This window comes from Bacillus tuaregi (assembly GCF_900104575.1).
Lineage (GTDB): Bacteria > Bacillota > Bacilli > Bacillales > Cytobacillaceae > Bacillus_BD > Bacillus_BD tuaregi.
On the sequence record NZ_LT629731.1, the window covers coordinates 3,469,920 to 3,486,987 of the forward strand.

Consider the following 17,068-nt stretch of genomic DNA (forward strand, 5'->3'; position numbering starts at 1 on the left):
AAATAAGCTGATTGAGGCTGACTTCATTAGGTTATGTTCAGCCTCCAGCCTTCCCATACCAATACTATTAAAACAATTTTTTATATAAATGTAAAAACCTAGCGAATAAATTAGTAAAAAATAGTGAAAAATCTATAAATAATTGAATTTAATCAAATTCGCCCGTCGAATTTGCGTCCGAATTTTTATCGAGCTCGCTCGATAAACTACCTTTAAAAAATCCGTGACATCCGCCGGAGGCTTAACTTCATTCAGCCGGGGTTTGAACCCCCACTGAATCGAAGAACCATTTGCATTCATCCCCCACTTGTAGAAGTGGAGGACTTCTGCTGAATGAAGTTAAAATTCTCCCCGTTTTTCTACAGGAACATAAACCTGCATTCCTGGTCCAGTATATTCTGCACGTGGACGGATTAAACGGTTATTATCATATTGTTCTAGAATATGTGCAAGCCACCCTGAAACACGACTTACAGCAAAGATTGGTGTAAATAAATCGTGGTCAATGCCTAAGCTATGGTACATAGATGCAGAGTAGAAATCGACATTTGGCGGTAATTTCTTTTCACCTGTTACAATTCCTTCAATCTTAGTTGACATTTCATACCACTGTGGCTGACCTGTCAGCTTAGTTAATTTCTCAGACATAAGTTTTAAATGCTTTGCACGAGGGTCTCCCTGACGGTATACACGGTGTCCAAAGCCCATAACTTTTTCTTTTTTCGCTAATTTTTCTCTAATATATGATTCTACATTTTCAGGTGACCCAATCTCTGTAAGCATTTTCATAACCGCTTCGTTTGCACCACCATGCAGAGGACCTTTTAATGCACCGATAGCAGCCGTGATACCAGAGTATACATCTGATAAAGTCGCAACACAGACACGGGCTGTGAATGTAGAAGCATTCAATTCATGGTCTGCATGTAAAATAAGCGCTTTATTCATCGCTTCTTCTGCAATTGCATCCGGTTCACTACCAGATAGCATGTATAAGAAGTTAGCCGCAAAGCTTAGGTCTGTTCTTGGTGAGACAGGGTTTAAACCTTTACGAATGCGGGCAAAGGACGCAACAATAGTTGGCAGTTTCGCTTGGAGACGAATAGCCTTTCTATAATTAGCCTCATTGTCCATTACATCTGCTTCTTCATCGTAAAGCGCCAGTTGAGATACCGCAGTACGTAGCGCAGCCATTGGATGTACTTTTTCAATTGGATACATCTTAAAATGATCGAGAATTGCTTGAGGTAGCTCACTATTTTCAGCTAATTGCTTTTGTAATTCCTTTAATTGTGATGCTGTAGGCAATTTTCGATGCCATAGAAGATAAACTACTTCTTCGAAACTAGCATTCTCTGTTAAATCATCAATATTGTATCCTGCATAAGTAAGCGTATCATCAATGATTGAACTAACTGAGGAGGATGTTGCAACTACCCCTTCAAGACCACGTGTTACTGTCATATAAAATCCTCTCCTTTTAAATGAATTCCCCATAAACACAAAAAAATTCCCCATACCCAGATGTCTGTAAAATATTTTATTCGAAGAAACAAGAATTATCAGAAAGAATTTTCTGAATTTTATTCCAGAGACACATATGGTCTCCTTAGTAAGAAATCGGCTGCTGTTAGCAGTCGATAATAACCTGAATAATTTAGTAAATATCTTCTAATTGAGCGAGTGTTCATTTTTTTGCAAAAAAAGAAAATGCTTACAATATTAGTAACTAGGTAATGATACAATTAATACAACTATTATTATAAACAATTATCAGACTTTTGTGAACGAAAAGAATTTTAAATTCTAAAAAAAATATTTTTTTGGAAATTATATTAAAATATTTCGAGTATTTTCATGGCTAAGTAAGCTATTCCAGCACCTATTAAAGGGCCTACTGCAACTCCCTTGAATAAAGAAACAGCAAGTATTGTACCTAACACAAGGGCTGTTGTTATATGAGGATCCTTCGCCAATAAAGTAACCCCACCCTTTGCCAAAAGTGCAACAGCAATTCCAGATATTAGGGCAATCCAGGCATATGGTGATTTAAAAGCTGCAGTTAAATCCTTAAACCCAATATCACCACTTGCAATGGGCGCTAGAACAGCAATTGTAATGATTGTCACACCCCAATTAATTCCCTTTGACTGCAAATAAGAAAATGCTTTTGCATCAAAGCCAAATAGCTTCATGATCATCAGCACAATTACCGCAATGATAAGTGAGGAATTTTTAGCAATCAAAGCAATGACCAATAATAACAGTAAAAAGAAGGTCGCTTGTGATATCAACTAGTCTCTTCCCTTCCAATGATTCTATATTATATTATCATAACTTTCTGATTCAAAAAAGAATAATGTATTAATGCAAGCTTTAATTTTTAGATAATTTCATACACTTAATTGAATCCTTTTCCAGTTTATTTTCGTATTATGTACTACATTTACTATTCCCATTTTAATAGCTTTCTGATGCAGAATGGTCTACTTTTTCTTTAGGTTACAAGCCTAATATCACGAAAGAGGTGAAATATGATGAACATGGTTTATGTCAATCGAGCCTTTCGTTTTGTTCTTGTGGTCGGTATCACGATTGGTTCCCTGCTGCTTATTTATTACCTTTCAAAGGTTACCTATCCCTTTATTATAGGACTAGCAATTGCATTTTTTATGAATCCGCTTGTTAATTTCCTACAAAAAAAGGGTAAAATACCTCGAGGCCTTTCCGTATTGATAGCTCTTATTATTGCTTTTGCATTTTTTGCGGGACTCCTTACCCTGCTAATAGCAGAGATTGTTTCGGGTGCTGAGTATTTAGCAAAGGTTGTACCGGATCAATTAGATACGTTAATTCGGTATATTGAACATTTAATTGCTTCTCAGATTATCCCTTTCTATGACCAATTGACAAGTCTTTTTAACAGCTTAGGAAGTGGACAGCAGGACACCATTATGAAAAACATTCAAAATGTAGGAAGTACGATTGGAAAAAACCTTGGAGATTTCATTCAACATTTCTTCGCGTTTATCCCAACGATTATTTCATGGTTTCCTAATGCAGCATCTGTATTAATTTTCTCGCTTCTAGCGACTTTTTTCATCAGCAAGGACTGGGACCGTTTAAGGGCTATGGCCGGTCGCATCCTGCCAAACAAAGCTAAATCAAGCAGTCAAAAGGTGATTGCTGATTTACAAAAGGCTTTATTTGGTTTTATTAAGGCGCAGCTGACTCTCATTTCCATAACGACGGTCATCATTTTAATCGGTCTGTTGGTTTTACAGGTTGATTATGCCATTACCATTGCACTTGTTACGGGATTAGTGGATATCCTGCCTTATCTTGGTACTGGGTTAATCTTTGTCCCCTGGATTATATATGAGGTCATAACAGGGAATATCAATATGGCTATCGGACTCGGTATCTTATACATAGTGGTTCTTGTACAACGACAAGTTATGGAACCAAAGGTTCTTTCCTCCAGTATCGGAATGGATCCATTAGCAACATTAATTGCCCTTTTTGTCGGTTTTAAGTTAATTGGTTTTTTAGGATTAATTATCGGACCAGTGATGCTCGTTATCCTGACAACCCTACACAAAGCGAATGTATTCCGAGATTTATGGAGTTATATTAAAGGGACAGAAATACGCGAATAAAAAAGAGGGTGCCATCACCCTCTTTTTCTTATCTAATAATTGTATACGTACCCTTATTCATCCATTTTTGCAGGAGCTTCAGAATCATTGGTTTAAGCACTGCCCTTGTGGGTGGGAGTAATAAAATCAACCCTAAAATATCGGTTAAAAAACCAGGTGACAACAGCATTACACCGCCAAGAAGGATGCAGACTCCATCAAGTATTTCATCCCCTGGCAGCCGGCCATATGCCAATTGCTCTTGCACTTTTCTAATGGCATTCATCCCTTGCTTTTTTGCCAGATATGAACCGAGTACTCCTGTGATGATAAGAAGTGCAACAGTCGGCCATATCCCAATTGTATTACCCGAAAAAAGGAGAACGCCAATTTCTGCAGCTGGGACTAAAATAAACAACAGGATTAAAACTCTCATTAGATACCTTCACACTCCGATAAGTGATTAAAAGAAAGTAGGGAAGGAATAAATCTCCCTCCCCTACTTTCTATTATAGCACACTTGCATGTCCATTATAGATAACTCCACGCTGGGCATCTACTGTGATTTCCTGACCTTCTTTAAGAATATCGGTTGCATTTTCAACGCCTACTAGTACAGGAATTCCAATGTTCAGACCGACGACAGCAGCATGGCTTGTAAGGCCGCCTTCTTCTGTAATGAGTGCGCTGCATTTTTCAATTGCCGGCACCATTTCCTTATCTGTACCAAAAGTAACAAGAATGGAACCTTCTTTTACTTTCTGAAGAGCTTCCTCTGCGTTTCTGGCAATAACAACCTTTCCATATGCTGTTTTACGGCCAATTCCCTGTGCTTTTGCTAATATATCACCAACAACATGGATTTTCATCAGATTGGTTGTTCCAGTTTCACTTACTGGTACACCAGCAGTAATCACGACTAAATCACCATGTGAGACAAAACCACTCTTTAAGCTTTCATCCACTGTATTTTCGAGCATTTCATCGGTTGTATTGGAGTGTTGACCTAACTGTGCATAAACTCCCCATACAAGCGACAGTCTTCTTAAGACATGATCATTTGCCGTTACAGCAACAATTGGCGCTTTGGGACGATATTTCGAAATCATCTTCGCCGTATATCCGCTTTCAGTCGCCGTAATAATCGCATTCACACCTAAGTTTAATGCTGTATGGGCTACTGATTGTCCAATTGCATCCGTAATCGTATGTTCACTATCTTTGCTATGGTTTGACAATAGCTTTTTATGATCTAATGCAGACTCTGCACGGCAAGCAATGTTATGCATCGTTTCAACCGCTTCGAGCGGATACAGCCCCGCAGCCGTTTCACCTGAAAGCATTATAGCATCTGTACCGTCAAAAATGGCATTTGCTACGTCACTTGCCTCAGCACGAGTTGGTCTTGGATTTCTTTGCATTGAATCCAGCATTTGTGTTGCAGTAATAACCGGTTTTCCTAAGGCATTACATTTTTTAATTAAATTCTTTTGGACAAGAGGAACTTCCTCAGCCGGTATTTCAACACCTAGATCCCCACGGGCAACCATTAAACCATCCGAAACCTCAAGAATTTCATCAATATTATCGACACCTTCTTGATTCTCAATTTTAGGAATGATATGGATATGGGTTGCATTATTTTCTTCAAGTAACTTTTTGATTTCGAGAACATCAGAAGACCTACGTACAAAAGATGCAGCAATAAAATCAATATTTTGTTCAATACCAAACAGAATATCATTAGCATCCTTTTGTGTAATACCAGGTAAATTGACAGACACTCCTGGGACATTTACACCTTTTTTATTTTTTAATGTTCCACTGTTTAATATCTTTACATGAATCTGCCCATTCGGCTTATCGATTTTTTCTACTTCAAGTCCAATTAAACCATCATCAAGTAAAATCTTGGAGCCTATTTCTACATCATCAATTAGCCCTTCATATGTAACAGAGAACTTCTCTGGCGTTCCCTCTACCTCTGTCATCGATACAATAGTAGAACTGCCGGCAGTTAGCTCGATTGCTCCATCGACCATGTTATGTGTACGAATCTCTGGTCCTTTTGTGTCAAGAAGAATAGCTACATTTTTACCAGTCTTGCTAGCAGCCTCACGGATATTCTTAATTCTTTCACCATGCTCTTCATAATTACCATGGGAGAAATTTAATCGTGCTACATTCATTCCAGCTTCAATTAACTTCGTCAACATCTCAACAGTTTCACTAGCTGGTCCAATCGTACAAACAATTTTTGTTTTCTTCATTCCGATATTAACCTCCTGATATGTATATCAACCTTTTTAGATAGATAATTCCTTTGACAATTTTAATAGGTTAAAATCAAGTGTATGTGGTTCTTCTAAAATGTCATTAATATCATGATCGATGACTCGGTTATTGCGAATGCCAACAGCTCTTCCGCCTTTTCCTTCTAGAATCAGTTCAACGGCACCTGCACCAAGACGGCTGGCTAATACACGGTCAAAGGCAGATGGGGATCCACCACGCTGCATGTGACCCAATACAGAGACGCGAGTATCAAAGTTAGTTAATTCCTTAATTTGCTTAGCAAATTCGACTCCACTAATAACGCCCTCGGCCACAACGATAATACTATGCTTTTTACCACGTTCCTGCCCCTTCTTTAGACGAGCACAAACCTCATCCATATCGTAATGATCCTCAGGAATCACAATCGTTTCTGCACCGCCTGCAAGACCTGCCCACAGAGCAATATCACCAGCATTACGTCCCATAACCTCAATAATAAAAGTTCGCTCATGAGATGTAGCCGTATCTCTGATTTTATCGATTGCTTCAATAACTGTGTTTAAAGCCGTATCAAAACCAATTGTATATTGAGTGCCAGCAATATCGTTGTCAATGGTTCCAGGCACACCTACACATGGGAAGCCGTGTGATGTTAGAGCCTGTGCTCCTCTGTATGAGCCGTCACCACCAATAACGACCAAACCCTCTATTCCAAATTTCTTCAGCTGCTCAACACCCTTCAGCTGTCCTTCTTTAGTCTTAAATTCTTCACATCTTGCCGACAAAAGAACAGTGCCGCCTCGGTGGATAATATCTCCAACTGAACCTAGCTCTAGCTTTTTGATGTTACCACTAATCAATCCAGCATAGCCACCGATAATTCCATAAACCTCAACATTATGATATATTGCCTTTCGTACAACTGCCCTGACAGCAGCATTCATGCCTGGAGCATCTCCACCACTTGTTAATACACCAATTCGCTTCATTTTTTTTCCTCCCATCAATACTTTACCAGAAGTAATCAAAATAGATAGAACTATTAATTGAAAAATTTTCGACGAACATTTTATTTAAAGTAAAAAAAAACCGGAACAGTATTAAAATAGCACGAAGAACCCTTTATCTCAACAGAATCTATACATTCACTAAAATAGGCAGAATAATTATTAAAGTGAAAGCGGTTTAATCGAAACTCTCCCATAGCAAACCCTCAAAAAATAGGAAAAAACGTACTTAAACAGTACGTTTTTAATTTACCCCGATATAGTCTTTTAAAAACGAAATTTCACCAATTCGTTTAAACTTATTATACCGATGTTCAACTAATTGCTGCTTATCCAGCTTTTTTAGCTCCTTGAGGGAATCTAGTAGAACTTTTTCGATAAACGCTGCCTGCTGCTTTACATCCTTATGAGCACCGCCCTTTACCTCTGGAATCACATGGTCGATGATGCCTAATTCCTTTAAATCAGGTGCAGTTATTTTCATTGACTCCGCAGCCTGCTTAGCTAACCCAGCATCCTTCCATAGAATCGAGGCGGCACCTTCAGGGGATATAACTGAATACGTTGAATTTTCAAGCATATGCAGATAATTACCTACACCAAGGGCCAGCGCTCCGCCGCTTCCACCTTCACCAATGACAATACAAATAACGGGAACAGTAAAACCAGCCATCTCCATTAAATTCCGAGCAATTGCCTCACTTTGCCCGCGCTCCTCAGCTGATTTACCAGGATAGGCACCCTTTGTATCAATAAAGCAAACGATAGGACGATTGAATTTTTCAGCTTGTTTCATTAAGCGCAAGGCCTTACGATAACCCTCTGGATGTGGCATTCCAAAGTTGCGGCGAATGTTTTCTTTTGTATCTTTTCCCCGCTGATGACCGATTACCGTAATCGGGTGTCCTTGGAATTTTGCTATCCCGCCGACAATGGCCTCATCATCACCAAATGTCCTGTCCCCATGACATTCAAAGAAATCCGTAAACAGCAATGATATATAATCAAGGGTTGTCGGTCTGCCTGCGTGGCGAGCTATTTGAACTCGATCCCATGGTTTAATGTTTTCATATATTTCCTTTTCAAGCTTTAACAGGCGTGTTTCTAGCTTTTCAATTTCAGCCGATAAATCTACTTCTGTATTTTTTGTGAATTCTTTTAAATCGGTAATTTTTCTTCTTAGTTCAAGTATCGGTTTTTCAAATTCCATTTCTCCTACCATTCAGACACCTCCCTTGGACTATGAATATCAAGGATGTTTGTTAGCTGATCTTTTAATTGTAAACGATGGATGACTGCATCGAGCTGCCCATGTTTGAGCTGAAATTCTGCTGTTTGAAAATCCTCCGGAAGCTCTTCTCGAATAGTTTGTTCAATAACTCTTTTTCCTGCAAACCCAATCAAGGCTCCTGGCTCAGCAAGATTATAGTCTCCCAAGGTTGCAAAGCTTGCCGAGACTCCTCCCGTTGTCGGGTGTGTCATTATGGAAATAAAAAGCCCTCCATGATCACTGAATCTCTTTAAGGCTACACTTGTTTTAGCCATTTGCATTAAGCTAAGAACACCCTCCTGCATTCTAGCTCCACCGGAAGCAGTAAAAATAATGAAAGGAAGGGACAGCTCATCTGCCTTTTCTACTGCCAATGTAATTTTTTCACCTACGACAGAGCCCATACTTCCCATCCGGAAAGTAGAATCCATTACAGCGACCACAACCTTATACTGATTAACCGTTCCAATTCCAGTCACAACAGCTTCATTCACCTGTGTTTTTTTCTGGTCCTGCTCAAGCTTCTCGAGATAACCAGGAAAATCGAGCGGGTTCAATGAAGTCATGTCACCATTTAATTCCTCAAAGGAATCTTCATCTAAAAAGGCAGCAATTCTTTCACGTGAATTCATCGTATGATGGTATTCACAATGCAGGCATACCTTCAAATTTTTTATTAACTCTTTCGTATACATGATTTTTTTACAATTAGGACATTTTGTCATGATTCCTTCTGGAACATCCTGCTTCGCATGTTCAGAAGGAATTGTGGCATATTTCTTCTTTGTTTTCGTAAAAATCTCTTTAAGCAAGGTGAGACCTCCCTTATTTATTACATTCTAATGTGGTCAGACCACTTATCTACAGGCTATTTATCTAGTTGGAATCTCGTCCTTACTACACTACTATATATGAAGTTGTAGACAAACCTTGTTATAATCTGTCGTCATTCATTCGACATGCCCCTTAAACGCTGATAGGCTTCGGTAATTTGTTTTTCATCTTTTACTGACAATGCTGTTAACAGCCTAGCGTAATCCTTTTTTACAGGCTTTTGCCCAACTATTTGCACATAGTTATAATAATCCGCTAAAATCACCCAAATTCTTAATAATAAGTGATTTTCAGCCATTTCGACAACCCTTAAAAAGAAGTCATCTTCATCAATGACATCCTCATTCCACCTTTTATCGGTTAAGAAGACATCCATATCAGCTCTTTTTAACATAAGCGCTAAACAATTCTGTTCAATCAGATACTTCGTTTCTTTTATATCTCGTTTGGACTCTTCATCCTGCAAAATAAAAGTACTTAAGAGTGGAATCAGGTGATGACCTTTAAAGTCGCGAATAAAGGTACCCTCGCCCCTTTTTGTTTCAATTAATCCGAGGAGCTCCAAAGCACGTAACGCTTCACGAACAGAAGAGCGTCCAGCATTTAGACGCTCAGATAGTTCACGTTCAGATGGAAGTTTGTCACCAGGCTTTAGACTGTCTTCTGTTATCATGTTCCTTAGTTGTTTTACCACTTCTAAATAGACCTTTGTAACTACTTCTGATGATTTCACTATTAACAATCACTCACTTTTTCCAATTAAGGCAAGCTTGCGGGTTTTTTCTTTAATTTCCTCCGGATCAACATTCAATCTTGCTACACCTGTTTCCATAGCAGCTTTTGCCACGGCCGCAGCTACCGCCGGGGCAACCCTGGAATCAAATGGGGCCGGAATAACATAATCTGCATGCAGATCCTTTTCATCTATTAGATTTGCAATCGCATGAACAGCTGCCACTTTCATCTTTTCATTAATATGTGTGGCCCTGACATCAAGCGCCCCTCGGAAAATACCAGGAAAAGCAAGCACATTATTCACCTGGTTAGGGAAGTCGGATCTCCCCGTTCCTACAACTGCAGCCCCAGCAGCCTTTGCCGCATCAGGGTGAATTTCCGGATTCGGATTAGCCATCGCAAAAATAATGGGATCACGATTCATCGTTTTTACCATATCACTAGATAATGCATCCTGAGCAGATACACCAATAAATACATCCGCGTCTACAATTACATCCTGTAGACTGCCGGACTGATTATCACGATTTGTAAACTTAGCGACCTCTGATTTAACCTTATTCATTCCTACCGGACGGCCTTCATATATAGCTCCCTTTGTATCACACATGATAATGTCACGGACACCAAAGCTATGCAAAAGCTTGATTATCGCAATCCCCGCAGCACCTGCACCATTTGCAATAACCTTTATTTCCGAAATTCTTTTATTAACAATCTTCAACGCATTCAACAAACCAGCTAATGTCACGATAGCTGTTCCATGTTGATCATCGTGAAAAACGGGAATATTTGTTTCTTTCTTTAGTCTTTCTTCAATAACAAAGCAATTTGGTGCTGCAATATCTTCTAGGTTAACACCACCAAAATTAGGCTCCAGGAGTTTAACGGTTTCAATAATTTTTTCAACATCTGTTGTATTTAAGCAAATGGGGAAAGCGTCGACACCAGCGAAGCTTTTAAACAATACTGACTTTCCCTCCATAACCGGCAATGCAGCTGATGGTCCAATGTTTCCAAGACCTAGTACTGCTGTACCATCTGAGACAACGGCAACCATATTTCCTTTCATTGTATACTCATAAACCGTATCCGGCTTATCATATATTTCTTTACATGGCTCCGCTACTCCAGGAGAGTATGCTAAACTTAGATCCTTTGCATTTAGAACCTCTACTTTTGATTTTGATTCCAGTTTACCTTTGTTTACTCGATGCATATGCAAAGCTTCTTCTCTTAACGTCACCTTTCCCACTCCTCAGTCCTATTCAAATCTTAATGAAACATACCTGTCGTCTTCTCTAGATGGTCATAATGCTACATTTAAACGTAAATAAGTGAATAATTTACTGGTCTGACCAGTTTCTTTTTTACAATATAACAATCTTCACTACTTGTAAAGAAGTATAAGAATTGTTACTTCAAAAGTACGTTTTCATCTCCAACCATTTCTTTCAATTGCTCCAAACAGACTTTTGATGGAGTAATAAACAGGCGCTCCTCTAACCGAATCGTTTTCTGGGTACTCTCATAGTAAAGAACTACTTGGACAGGACCAGGATGCTTTTTCAATATTCCTTTTAAGAGCTGGAGCTGTTCAACAGTTTCTTGCTCTTTCGTAATTTTAATGAATACCGTTGTTTCATCATTTAAAGGCTCAACTGCAGCCTCAATCTCCTGTGCTGCCTTAATCATAAACTGGGTTTTTCCTTGACGTTCCTCTTCTTTTCCTTCGATAACCAGGATATTTCCTTGCTGTAAAATAGATGAAATTTTCTTATATACATTAGGAAATACAACAGCCTCCATCTCTCCGCTAGAGTCACTTATGATGATAAAAGCCATCTGTTCACCTTTTTTGGTACGGATTTTTTTGGTTTCACCAATATGGACGACTGCTTTTCGATTAGAATTTAAAGGAATCGTATCAAATAACGCATGTACCTTTAAAGCAGGAAAATACTTCTCATATAGGGATACAGGATGATTGGATAAATAGAAGCCAAGTACTTCCTTTTCCATTCGAAGCTTATCCTCTTCACGCATCGGCTCTACTTCCATATACTTAGGTCTAATCGTTAATTCAATATGAGAAAATAAATCTCCCTGTTGACTCTCATTCGGCTTTACTAGCTGGGCATGGTCGAGAGCAACATCTAAGCTTGCCAATAGCACGGCACGATCCTCATCAAACTCATCTAAACTACCTGAATAAACAAGCGCCTCTAAGGTTTTGCGATTGACCACTTTCGTTGATACTCTTATGCAGAGATCGAATAAATCAACAAATAGCTTTTCCTTGCGGGCACGCATAATTTCAGTTAATGCCGCAATGCCAACTCCTTTTACAGCTCCAAGACTAAACCGGATTCCATCCTTTTCAGCGAGAAAGGAATAGCCGCTTTTATTAATTGATGGGGCTAGAAGAGGGATATGCATTGTCTTCATTTCTCTTAAATATTGAGATATTTTCACTTCATTTCCTGTAACAGATGTTAAGATAGAGGCCATAAAATGAATCGGATAGTGTGCCTTCAAGTAAGCAAGCTGATAAGCGATAAAGCTGTATGCAACGGCATGACTTCTATTAAAGCCATAATTAGCAAATCGAACGATTAAATCATAGATTTCGTTTGCCGTTATTCGTTCATAGCCTTTACGTTCAGCCCCCTCAATAAAATGGGTCCTCTCCCGATCTAGCACTTCCTTTTGCTTTTTACTCACTGCCCTTCTTAAGAGGTCCGCATCACCTAGTGAAAAGCCTGCCATTTTGGAAGCAATTTTCAATATTTGTTCCTGATATACAATAATCCCGTATGTATTTTCAAGAATTGGCTCTAAATCAGGATGTGGATAGACGACTTTTTCGCGGCCGTGCTTCCGATCAATGAAGTGCGGGATATTTTCCATTGGACCCGGACGATATAGAGCATTTACTGCTACGATATCCTCGAAGCGGTTTGGCTTCAGTCGTGTCAGCACATTCCGCATTCCGTCAGATTCCAGTTGAAATACACCAGTCGTCAGTCCATTACTGATTAACTGAAAGGCTGCTGGATCATCCATCGGGATTTCTTTTATATTTAATTTTTTACCAGTTTTACGATAGATAGACTTTAAAATAGACTCAATTAAAGAAAGATTTCTTAAGCCAAGAAAATCAATTTTTAAGAGACCAAGCTCCTCTAAATGCTCCATCGAATACTGAGTTAAATAAATATTCTCATGCCCCTGCTGAATCGGGATAATATCAACTAATGGCTGTTCACTAATCACAACTCCAGCGGCATGTGTGGAAGTATGCCTTGGAAGTCCCTCAAGCTTTAAAGCTGTTTCAAAAAGCCGCTTCTGCTGGTCTGTTTCAGCGACAAAATCCTTTAACAGCTTAGATTCAGCATAGGCTTCCTTAAGCGTTATCCCAGCTTTCCCCGGAATCATTCTTGACAATCTATCTAATTCCTTTGTATTAAGACCAAACACCCTGCCTACATCCCTAAGAGCCGCTTTGGCTGCTAATGTACCGAACGTAATGATTTGCGCAACATGGAGCTGGCCATATTTATTTGTCACATAACGGATAACTTCCTCACGCCTATGGTCCGGAAAGTCAATATCAATATCGGGCATTGAAATCCGTTCCGGATTGAGAAAACGTTCAAAAAGAAGCTGATGTTGAATCGGATCAACATCGGTTATATAAAGCGTATAGGCAACCAATGAACCTGCTGCCGATCCCCTGCCCGGACCAGTTAATATGCCTGCTTCTCGAGCAAATCTCATAAAATCCCAGACAATAAGAAAATAATCGCTAAACTGCATCTTCTTGATTATTTCTAATTCATATCGAAGTCGGCTCTTTACCTCATTAGTTAGTGAGTCATAACGTTCCTGAAGTCCCTTCCAGCAGATCTCCTCCAGCAATTCCTCTGCTGCCTGACCGTTACCTGTCGGATATCTTGGCAGCTTTGTCTTATGAAGCTCGATCATGACATTACACGCTTCGGCAATTTTTAGTGTATTTTCTAATGCATCCGGAATTTCTGTGAAAAGCTCAATCATTTCCGTTGGAGTCTTTAAATCATAATGATGACTTTCAAGTAGCTCCCGATTTTCATCCTGCAGTTTGTTTCCATTTTTAATAGCCAGTAAGCACTCATGAGCAAAGGCATCCTCTTTATATAAATAATATACCTGATTCGTTGCCACTAGCTGAACCTGATAATGTTTAGCTAACTCTACAAGCTTTCGATTTACATTCATTTCAGCTGAGATGTGATGCTGTTGGAGACTGATATAGAACGATTCTCCGAATAATTGCTTATATAAGCTCAGCACCCTTTCAGCACTTGTGATATCACCATTTAGCAGCGCCTGTTCTATTTCCCCATCTTTTCCAGGAGTTAAAGCAAATAATCCTTTAGAATAATGCTTTAGCCATTTTATGGGGATCCCAGATAATGATTTTGTTTGAATGCTGCTCGATATTTTCAACAGATTTTGCAGCCCGATTTGATTTTTCGCTAGTAGGACAAGCGGAAAAGCAGCTCCCTCTTGTTCTTCACTGAGTACATCCGCTGTTAGTCCAATTATTGGCTTGATGGAATGTTTCATACATTCTTTATAAAAGCTTACAGCACCGTACATTACGTTACGGTCCGTTAGCGCTAAGGCACCATACCCTTTTTTCTTCGCATCCCGTACAAGTTCTTCCACAGATGCTGTGCTCGTTAACAAGCTAAACGCACTATAAACATGAAGGTGAATAAATGACACGTACATTCACTTCCTTAATAAGTCTTAAATAGACTAGTTTTCTATATTTTTATTTCATAAATATTTTGTAAAAGATACTGTAAATGATAGTTATTGCTTTCCGTTTCAGGTGCATTACTTTCTGCTCTACTACCTCATGCCCTGACAACCTTTACATATTATTATAGAGTTTTCCTCTTAAAAAGAAAGTATGTTCTCTTTTTTCTATTTAGAATAAACATAATTTTAAATCCTTGTCCATATGTTTAGTATAGAAGGAATATTATCCATAAAGGATGGGATCACATGCAGGAACAACCCTTTTTTTCTTTATTCTTACAAAGCTATTTTATCGCACTTGGCGTATTAATTGGAGGATCCCTTATTGGAGGCATGGCCGCCTTCCTTACTGGTAAACCACCTTTAACGGAAATCTATCGAATTTCAGGTATGATTCGAATATGGGCAATTGTCACGGCCATTGGCGGAACATTTGATGCTGTGTATACCTTTGAAAGAGGATTTTTAGAAGGTGAAACTAAGGACTTATTTAAGCAATTTCTTCTGATCCTGTCTGCATTAGGAGGTGCACAGACGGGATCATTGTTTATCACCTGGCTGACACAGGAGCATACAACGCTATGAGAATTCCGCCATATTATCGAAAGCCTTCCTGGCAGCGATTTTTTGCCGGCATGGTAATAGGCGGAGTGATAAGCTGGTTTGTCTTTTTATATATTTATGGTGAATGGCAGGAGGAGTATAGTAAAGAAATCCAAACACAAAAAGATGAAATCTCTGAATTAAAGAACGAAAAGACCATATGGCAGGAGGAATTTAAAAAACTGAATAAAGAAAACAAAGCCAAGCTCACCGTACAATCCATCTATATTAAAATTACCAATAAAGATAAATACCATCTTGATCAGCTTTCTGTATTAGAAATAGAGGATGACGTACGGGAAGATATTCGTATGATGATAGCAAAAGATATCGATACTGTCTATAACAGTCGCAAGCTAATAAAGAAAATCATCGAAAACAAAACAGTCAAAGCAAATGAGAAGCGTTATAAGTTAAAGGTTAGTGAAATGACGATTCACACAACACTGTCCATTGAATTAGAGCTAGCGATTTCTGACTAGAATGGGAAAGATGCCCGGCTTAAGACCGGGCAAACTCTCCACATATATCCTCTACTTCGCTGATTACCTGCTCTGCATGAGTCCAGGAATAAATAGAGGCCCCCGCAGCTTTTGGATGGCCGCCCCCTTTATAATGGCGGGCAATCCCATTAATAACTGGTCCCTTCGAGCGTAACCGTACTCTAATCTGGTCCTCTTCCTCAATAAAGAAGACCCAAGCCATGATACCTTGAATGTTTCCAAGTGTACCAACTAGCAGAGATGCTTCAGCCGGAGTCGCCTCATATTGCTCGAGCAATTCCTTTGTTAACTTCACGTAGGCAACACCGTTAGTACCGGTTTCGAAGTTTTGTAAAATATATCCGCTAAGCTTCACGATTTTAGGTTTTAAATTATACATACCTTCGTATAGCTCTGTACGAGAAAATTGATAATGAATCAACTCACCTGCATAGGCAAAGGTTTTTTCCGTTGTACTTGGGTACAAAAAACGACCGGTATCACCAACTATCCCGGAATAGATTAGCCTTGCCGCTGCATCTGACATCTGCAAGCCCTTATCTTTCCCATAGAGATAAAATTCATAAATTAATTCACTGGTAGAACTTGCACTTGTATCTACCCACAGCATGTCACCATATGGATCCTCATTAGGGTGGTGGTCAATTTTAATCAGCATATCCCCAAGCTTATACCTACTGTCGTCGATTCGCGCTTCATTTGCCGTATCACACACGATGACAAGTGCTCCATTATAGGTATCATCAGGTATATCATCGAGATGTCTTAAAAATTGGAGGGTTTCTTCTTCTTTTCCTACGGTAAAAATGGACTTATCTGGAAATGACGCCTTTAACACCTCTGCAAGACCACCTTGTGACCCATACGCGTCAGGGTCAGGACGAACATGACGATGAATGATAATCGTATCATATTTTTTTATAGTCTGAAGTATTTGCTCTTTCATTAGTCTCTCCTTATTATAAAGTAGATACTTTATTAATAGCATAATTTAACTAGAAGAAAAAGAAATATAATTCGATTTTTTAGCATTTTTCAGTCAAAATAGTTTACTATAGAGGTACTATGATAAAAATGGGGGATAGAAGAAAAATGCCTATTCTAGTTATGTTTATTGTTATTTCACTAGCATTTTATATTTTCTACAAAGCAAAGTACTTTCGGACCAGAATGCCTGCAGAGAAGAAATGGATATCGGCAAAAGGAAGCATTGCTTTAGGGTCCTTTATCGCCTTATTTGGTATCAACCAGCTTTTTCTTTTTCAAACCACTGTCACTTATATTGTCGCCGCTGTATTTATTGCACTTGGTGTGGTAAATATTTTCGGCGGTATTAAAGCGTATAAATATTTCCTTCCATTAGCTATCAAGGAAATTGAGAATACCTGA

Annotated in this window: 15 protein-coding genes; 4 read left to right on the top strand and 11 right to left on the bottom strand. The window is 39.0% G+C overall.

The features are described 5' to 3' along the window. Window positions 1-339: 339 nt before the first annotated feature. Both citZ and BQ5321_RS19100 read right to left on the bottom strand, forming a co-directional pair. Window positions 340-1,464: a citrate synthase gene (gene citZ / locus BQ5321_RS19095; RefSeq protein ID WP_071396004.1), complete on the bottom strand. Its 1,125-nt coding sequence runs from the start codon at window positions 1,462-1,464 to the stop codon at window positions 340-342. Window positions 1,465-1,835: 371 nt separating this feature from the next. Continuing rightward, a complete protein-coding gene (locus BQ5321_RS19100; protein ID WP_071396005.1) occupies window positions 1,836-2,294 on the bottom strand; it encodes a DUF441 domain-containing protein in 459 nt (152 codons plus the stop codon). Between the two features lie 243 nt (window positions 2,295-2,537). Here BQ5321_RS19100 and ytvI point away from each other — a divergent pair, with 243 nt between their 5' ends. After that, a complete protein-coding gene (gene ytvI / locus BQ5321_RS19105; RefSeq protein WP_071396984.1) occupies window positions 2,538-3,659 on the top strand; it encodes a sporulation integral membrane protein YtvI in 1,122 nt (373 codons plus the stop codon). Window positions 3,660-3,687: 28 nt separating this feature from the next. Here ytvI and BQ5321_RS19110 read toward each other — a convergent pair whose 3' ends face one another. The 8 genes from BQ5321_RS19110 to dnaE form a co-directional block, all read right to left on the bottom strand. Then, a complete protein-coding gene (locus BQ5321_RS19110; protein ID WP_071396006.1) occupies window positions 3,688-4,074 on the bottom strand; it encodes an FxsA family protein in 387 nt (128 codons plus the stop codon). Window positions 4,075-4,147: 73 nt separating this feature from the next. After that, window positions 4,148-5,908 carry a pyruvate kinase gene (gene pyk, locus BQ5321_RS19115; RefSeq protein ID WP_071396007.1) on the bottom strand — a complete coding sequence of 587 codons (1,761 nt, stop codon included), beginning with the start codon at window positions 5,906-5,908 and terminating at the stop codon, window positions 4,148-4,150. 36 nt (window positions 5,909-5,944) lie between these two features. Beyond that, on the bottom strand, window positions 5,945-6,904 hold the full coding sequence (gene pfkA, locus BQ5321_RS19120; protein WP_071396008.1) for a 6-phosphofructokinase: 960 nt from the start codon (window positions 6,902-6,904) through the stop codon (window positions 5,945-5,947). A gap of 262 nt (window positions 6,905-7,166) precedes the next feature. Continuing rightward, window positions 7,167-8,144 (bottom strand): acetyl-CoA carboxylase carboxyl transferase subunit alpha, encoded by a 978-nt coding sequence (gene accA, locus BQ5321_RS19125; RefSeq protein ID WP_071396009.1) that lies wholly within the window; start codon window positions 8,142-8,144, stop codon window positions 7,167-7,169. Then, entirely contained in the window at window positions 8,138-9,004 is an 867-nt protein-coding gene (gene accD / locus BQ5321_RS19130) for an acetyl-CoA carboxylase, carboxyltransferase subunit beta (RefSeq protein ID WP_071396010.1), read from the bottom strand. The genes accA and accD overlap by 7 nt, the downstream gene beginning before the upstream one ends. A gap of 134 nt (window positions 9,005-9,138) precedes the next feature. Then, complete coding sequence (locus tag BQ5321_RS19135; protein ID WP_261798745.1) at window positions 9,139-9,759, bottom strand: FadR/GntR family transcriptional regulator; 621 nt, start codon at window positions 9,757-9,759, stop codon at window positions 9,139-9,141. 9 nt (window positions 9,760-9,768) lie between these two features. Beyond that, a complete protein-coding gene (locus BQ5321_RS19140) occupies window positions 9,769-11,007 on the bottom strand; it encodes an NADP-dependent malic enzyme (RefSeq protein ID WP_071396011.1) in 1,239 nt (412 codons plus the stop codon). Window positions 11,008-11,177: 170 nt separating this feature from the next. After that, a complete protein-coding gene (dnaE, locus tag BQ5321_RS19145) occupies window positions 11,178-14,534 on the bottom strand; it encodes a DNA polymerase III subunit alpha (RefSeq protein ID WP_071396012.1) in 3,357 nt (1,118 codons plus the stop codon). 285 nt (window positions 14,535-14,819) lie between these two features. Between dnaE and BQ5321_RS19150 the strand changes: the two genes are divergently transcribed. Continuing rightward, window positions 14,820-15,158 carry a sporulation membrane protein YtrH gene (locus BQ5321_RS19150; protein ID WP_071396013.1) on the top strand — a complete coding sequence of 113 codons (339 nt, stop codon included), beginning with the start codon at window positions 14,820-14,822 and terminating at the stop codon, window positions 15,156-15,158. Beyond that, window positions 15,155-15,658, top strand: coding sequence for a sporulation membrane protein YtrI (gene ytrI / locus BQ5321_RS19155; protein ID WP_071396014.1), 504 nt, complete (start codon window positions 15,155-15,157; stop codon window positions 15,656-15,658). Before BQ5321_RS19150 ends, ytrI begins: the two co-directional genes overlap by 4 nt. A 19-nt stretch (window positions 15,659-15,677) precedes the next feature. Here the strand turns inward: ytrI and BQ5321_RS19160 are convergent, their stop codons facing one another. Then, a complete protein-coding gene (locus BQ5321_RS19160; RefSeq protein ID WP_071396015.1) occupies window positions 15,678-16,625 on the bottom strand; it encodes a DHH family phosphoesterase in 948 nt (315 codons plus the stop codon). 146 nt (window positions 16,626-16,771) lie between these two features. Between BQ5321_RS19160 and BQ5321_RS19165 the strand changes: the two genes are divergently transcribed. Continuing rightward, complete coding sequence (locus tag BQ5321_RS19165; protein ID WP_071396016.1) at window positions 16,772-17,068, top strand: YtpI family protein; 297 nt, start codon at window positions 16,772-16,774, stop codon at window positions 17,066-17,068.

Bases quoted from the DNA above. Each gene is read 5' to 3' on its own strand.
- citZ (WP_071396004.1), bottom strand. From the start codon at position 1,464: ATGACAGTAACACGTGGTCTTGAAGGGGTAGTTGCAACATCCTCCTCA.
- ytvI (WP_071396984.1), top strand. From the start codon at position 2,538: ATGAACATGGTTTATGTCAATCGAGCCTTTCGTTTTGTTCTTGTGGTC.
- BQ5321_RS19110 (WP_071396006.1), bottom strand. From the start codon at position 4,074: ATGAGAGTTTTAATCCTGTTGTTTATTTTAGTCCCAGCTGCAGAAATT.
- pyk (WP_071396007.1), bottom strand. From the start codon at position 5,908: ATGAAGAAAACAAAAATTGTTTGTACGATTGGACCAGCTAGTGAAACT.
- pfkA (WP_071396008.1), bottom strand. From the start codon at position 6,904: ATGAAGCGAATTGGTGTATTAACAAGTGGTGGAGATGCTCCAGGCATG.
- accA (WP_071396009.1), bottom strand. From the start codon at position 8,144: ATGGTAGGAGAAATGGAATTTGAAAAACCGATACTTGAACTAAGAAGA.
- BQ5321_RS19150 (WP_071396013.1), top strand. From the start codon at position 14,820: ATGCAGGAACAACCCTTTTTTTCTTTATTCTTACAAAGCTATTTTATC.
- ytrI (WP_071396014.1), top strand. From the start codon at position 15,155: ATGAGAATTCCGCCATATTATCGAAAGCCTTCCTGGCAGCGATTTTTT.
- BQ5321_RS19160 (WP_071396015.1), bottom strand. From the start codon at position 16,625: ATGAAAGAGCAAATACTTCAGACTATAAAAAAATATGATACGATTATC.
- BQ5321_RS19165 (WP_071396016.1), top strand. From the start codon at position 16,772: ATGCCTATTCTAGTTATGTTTATTGTTATTTCACTAGCATTTTATATT.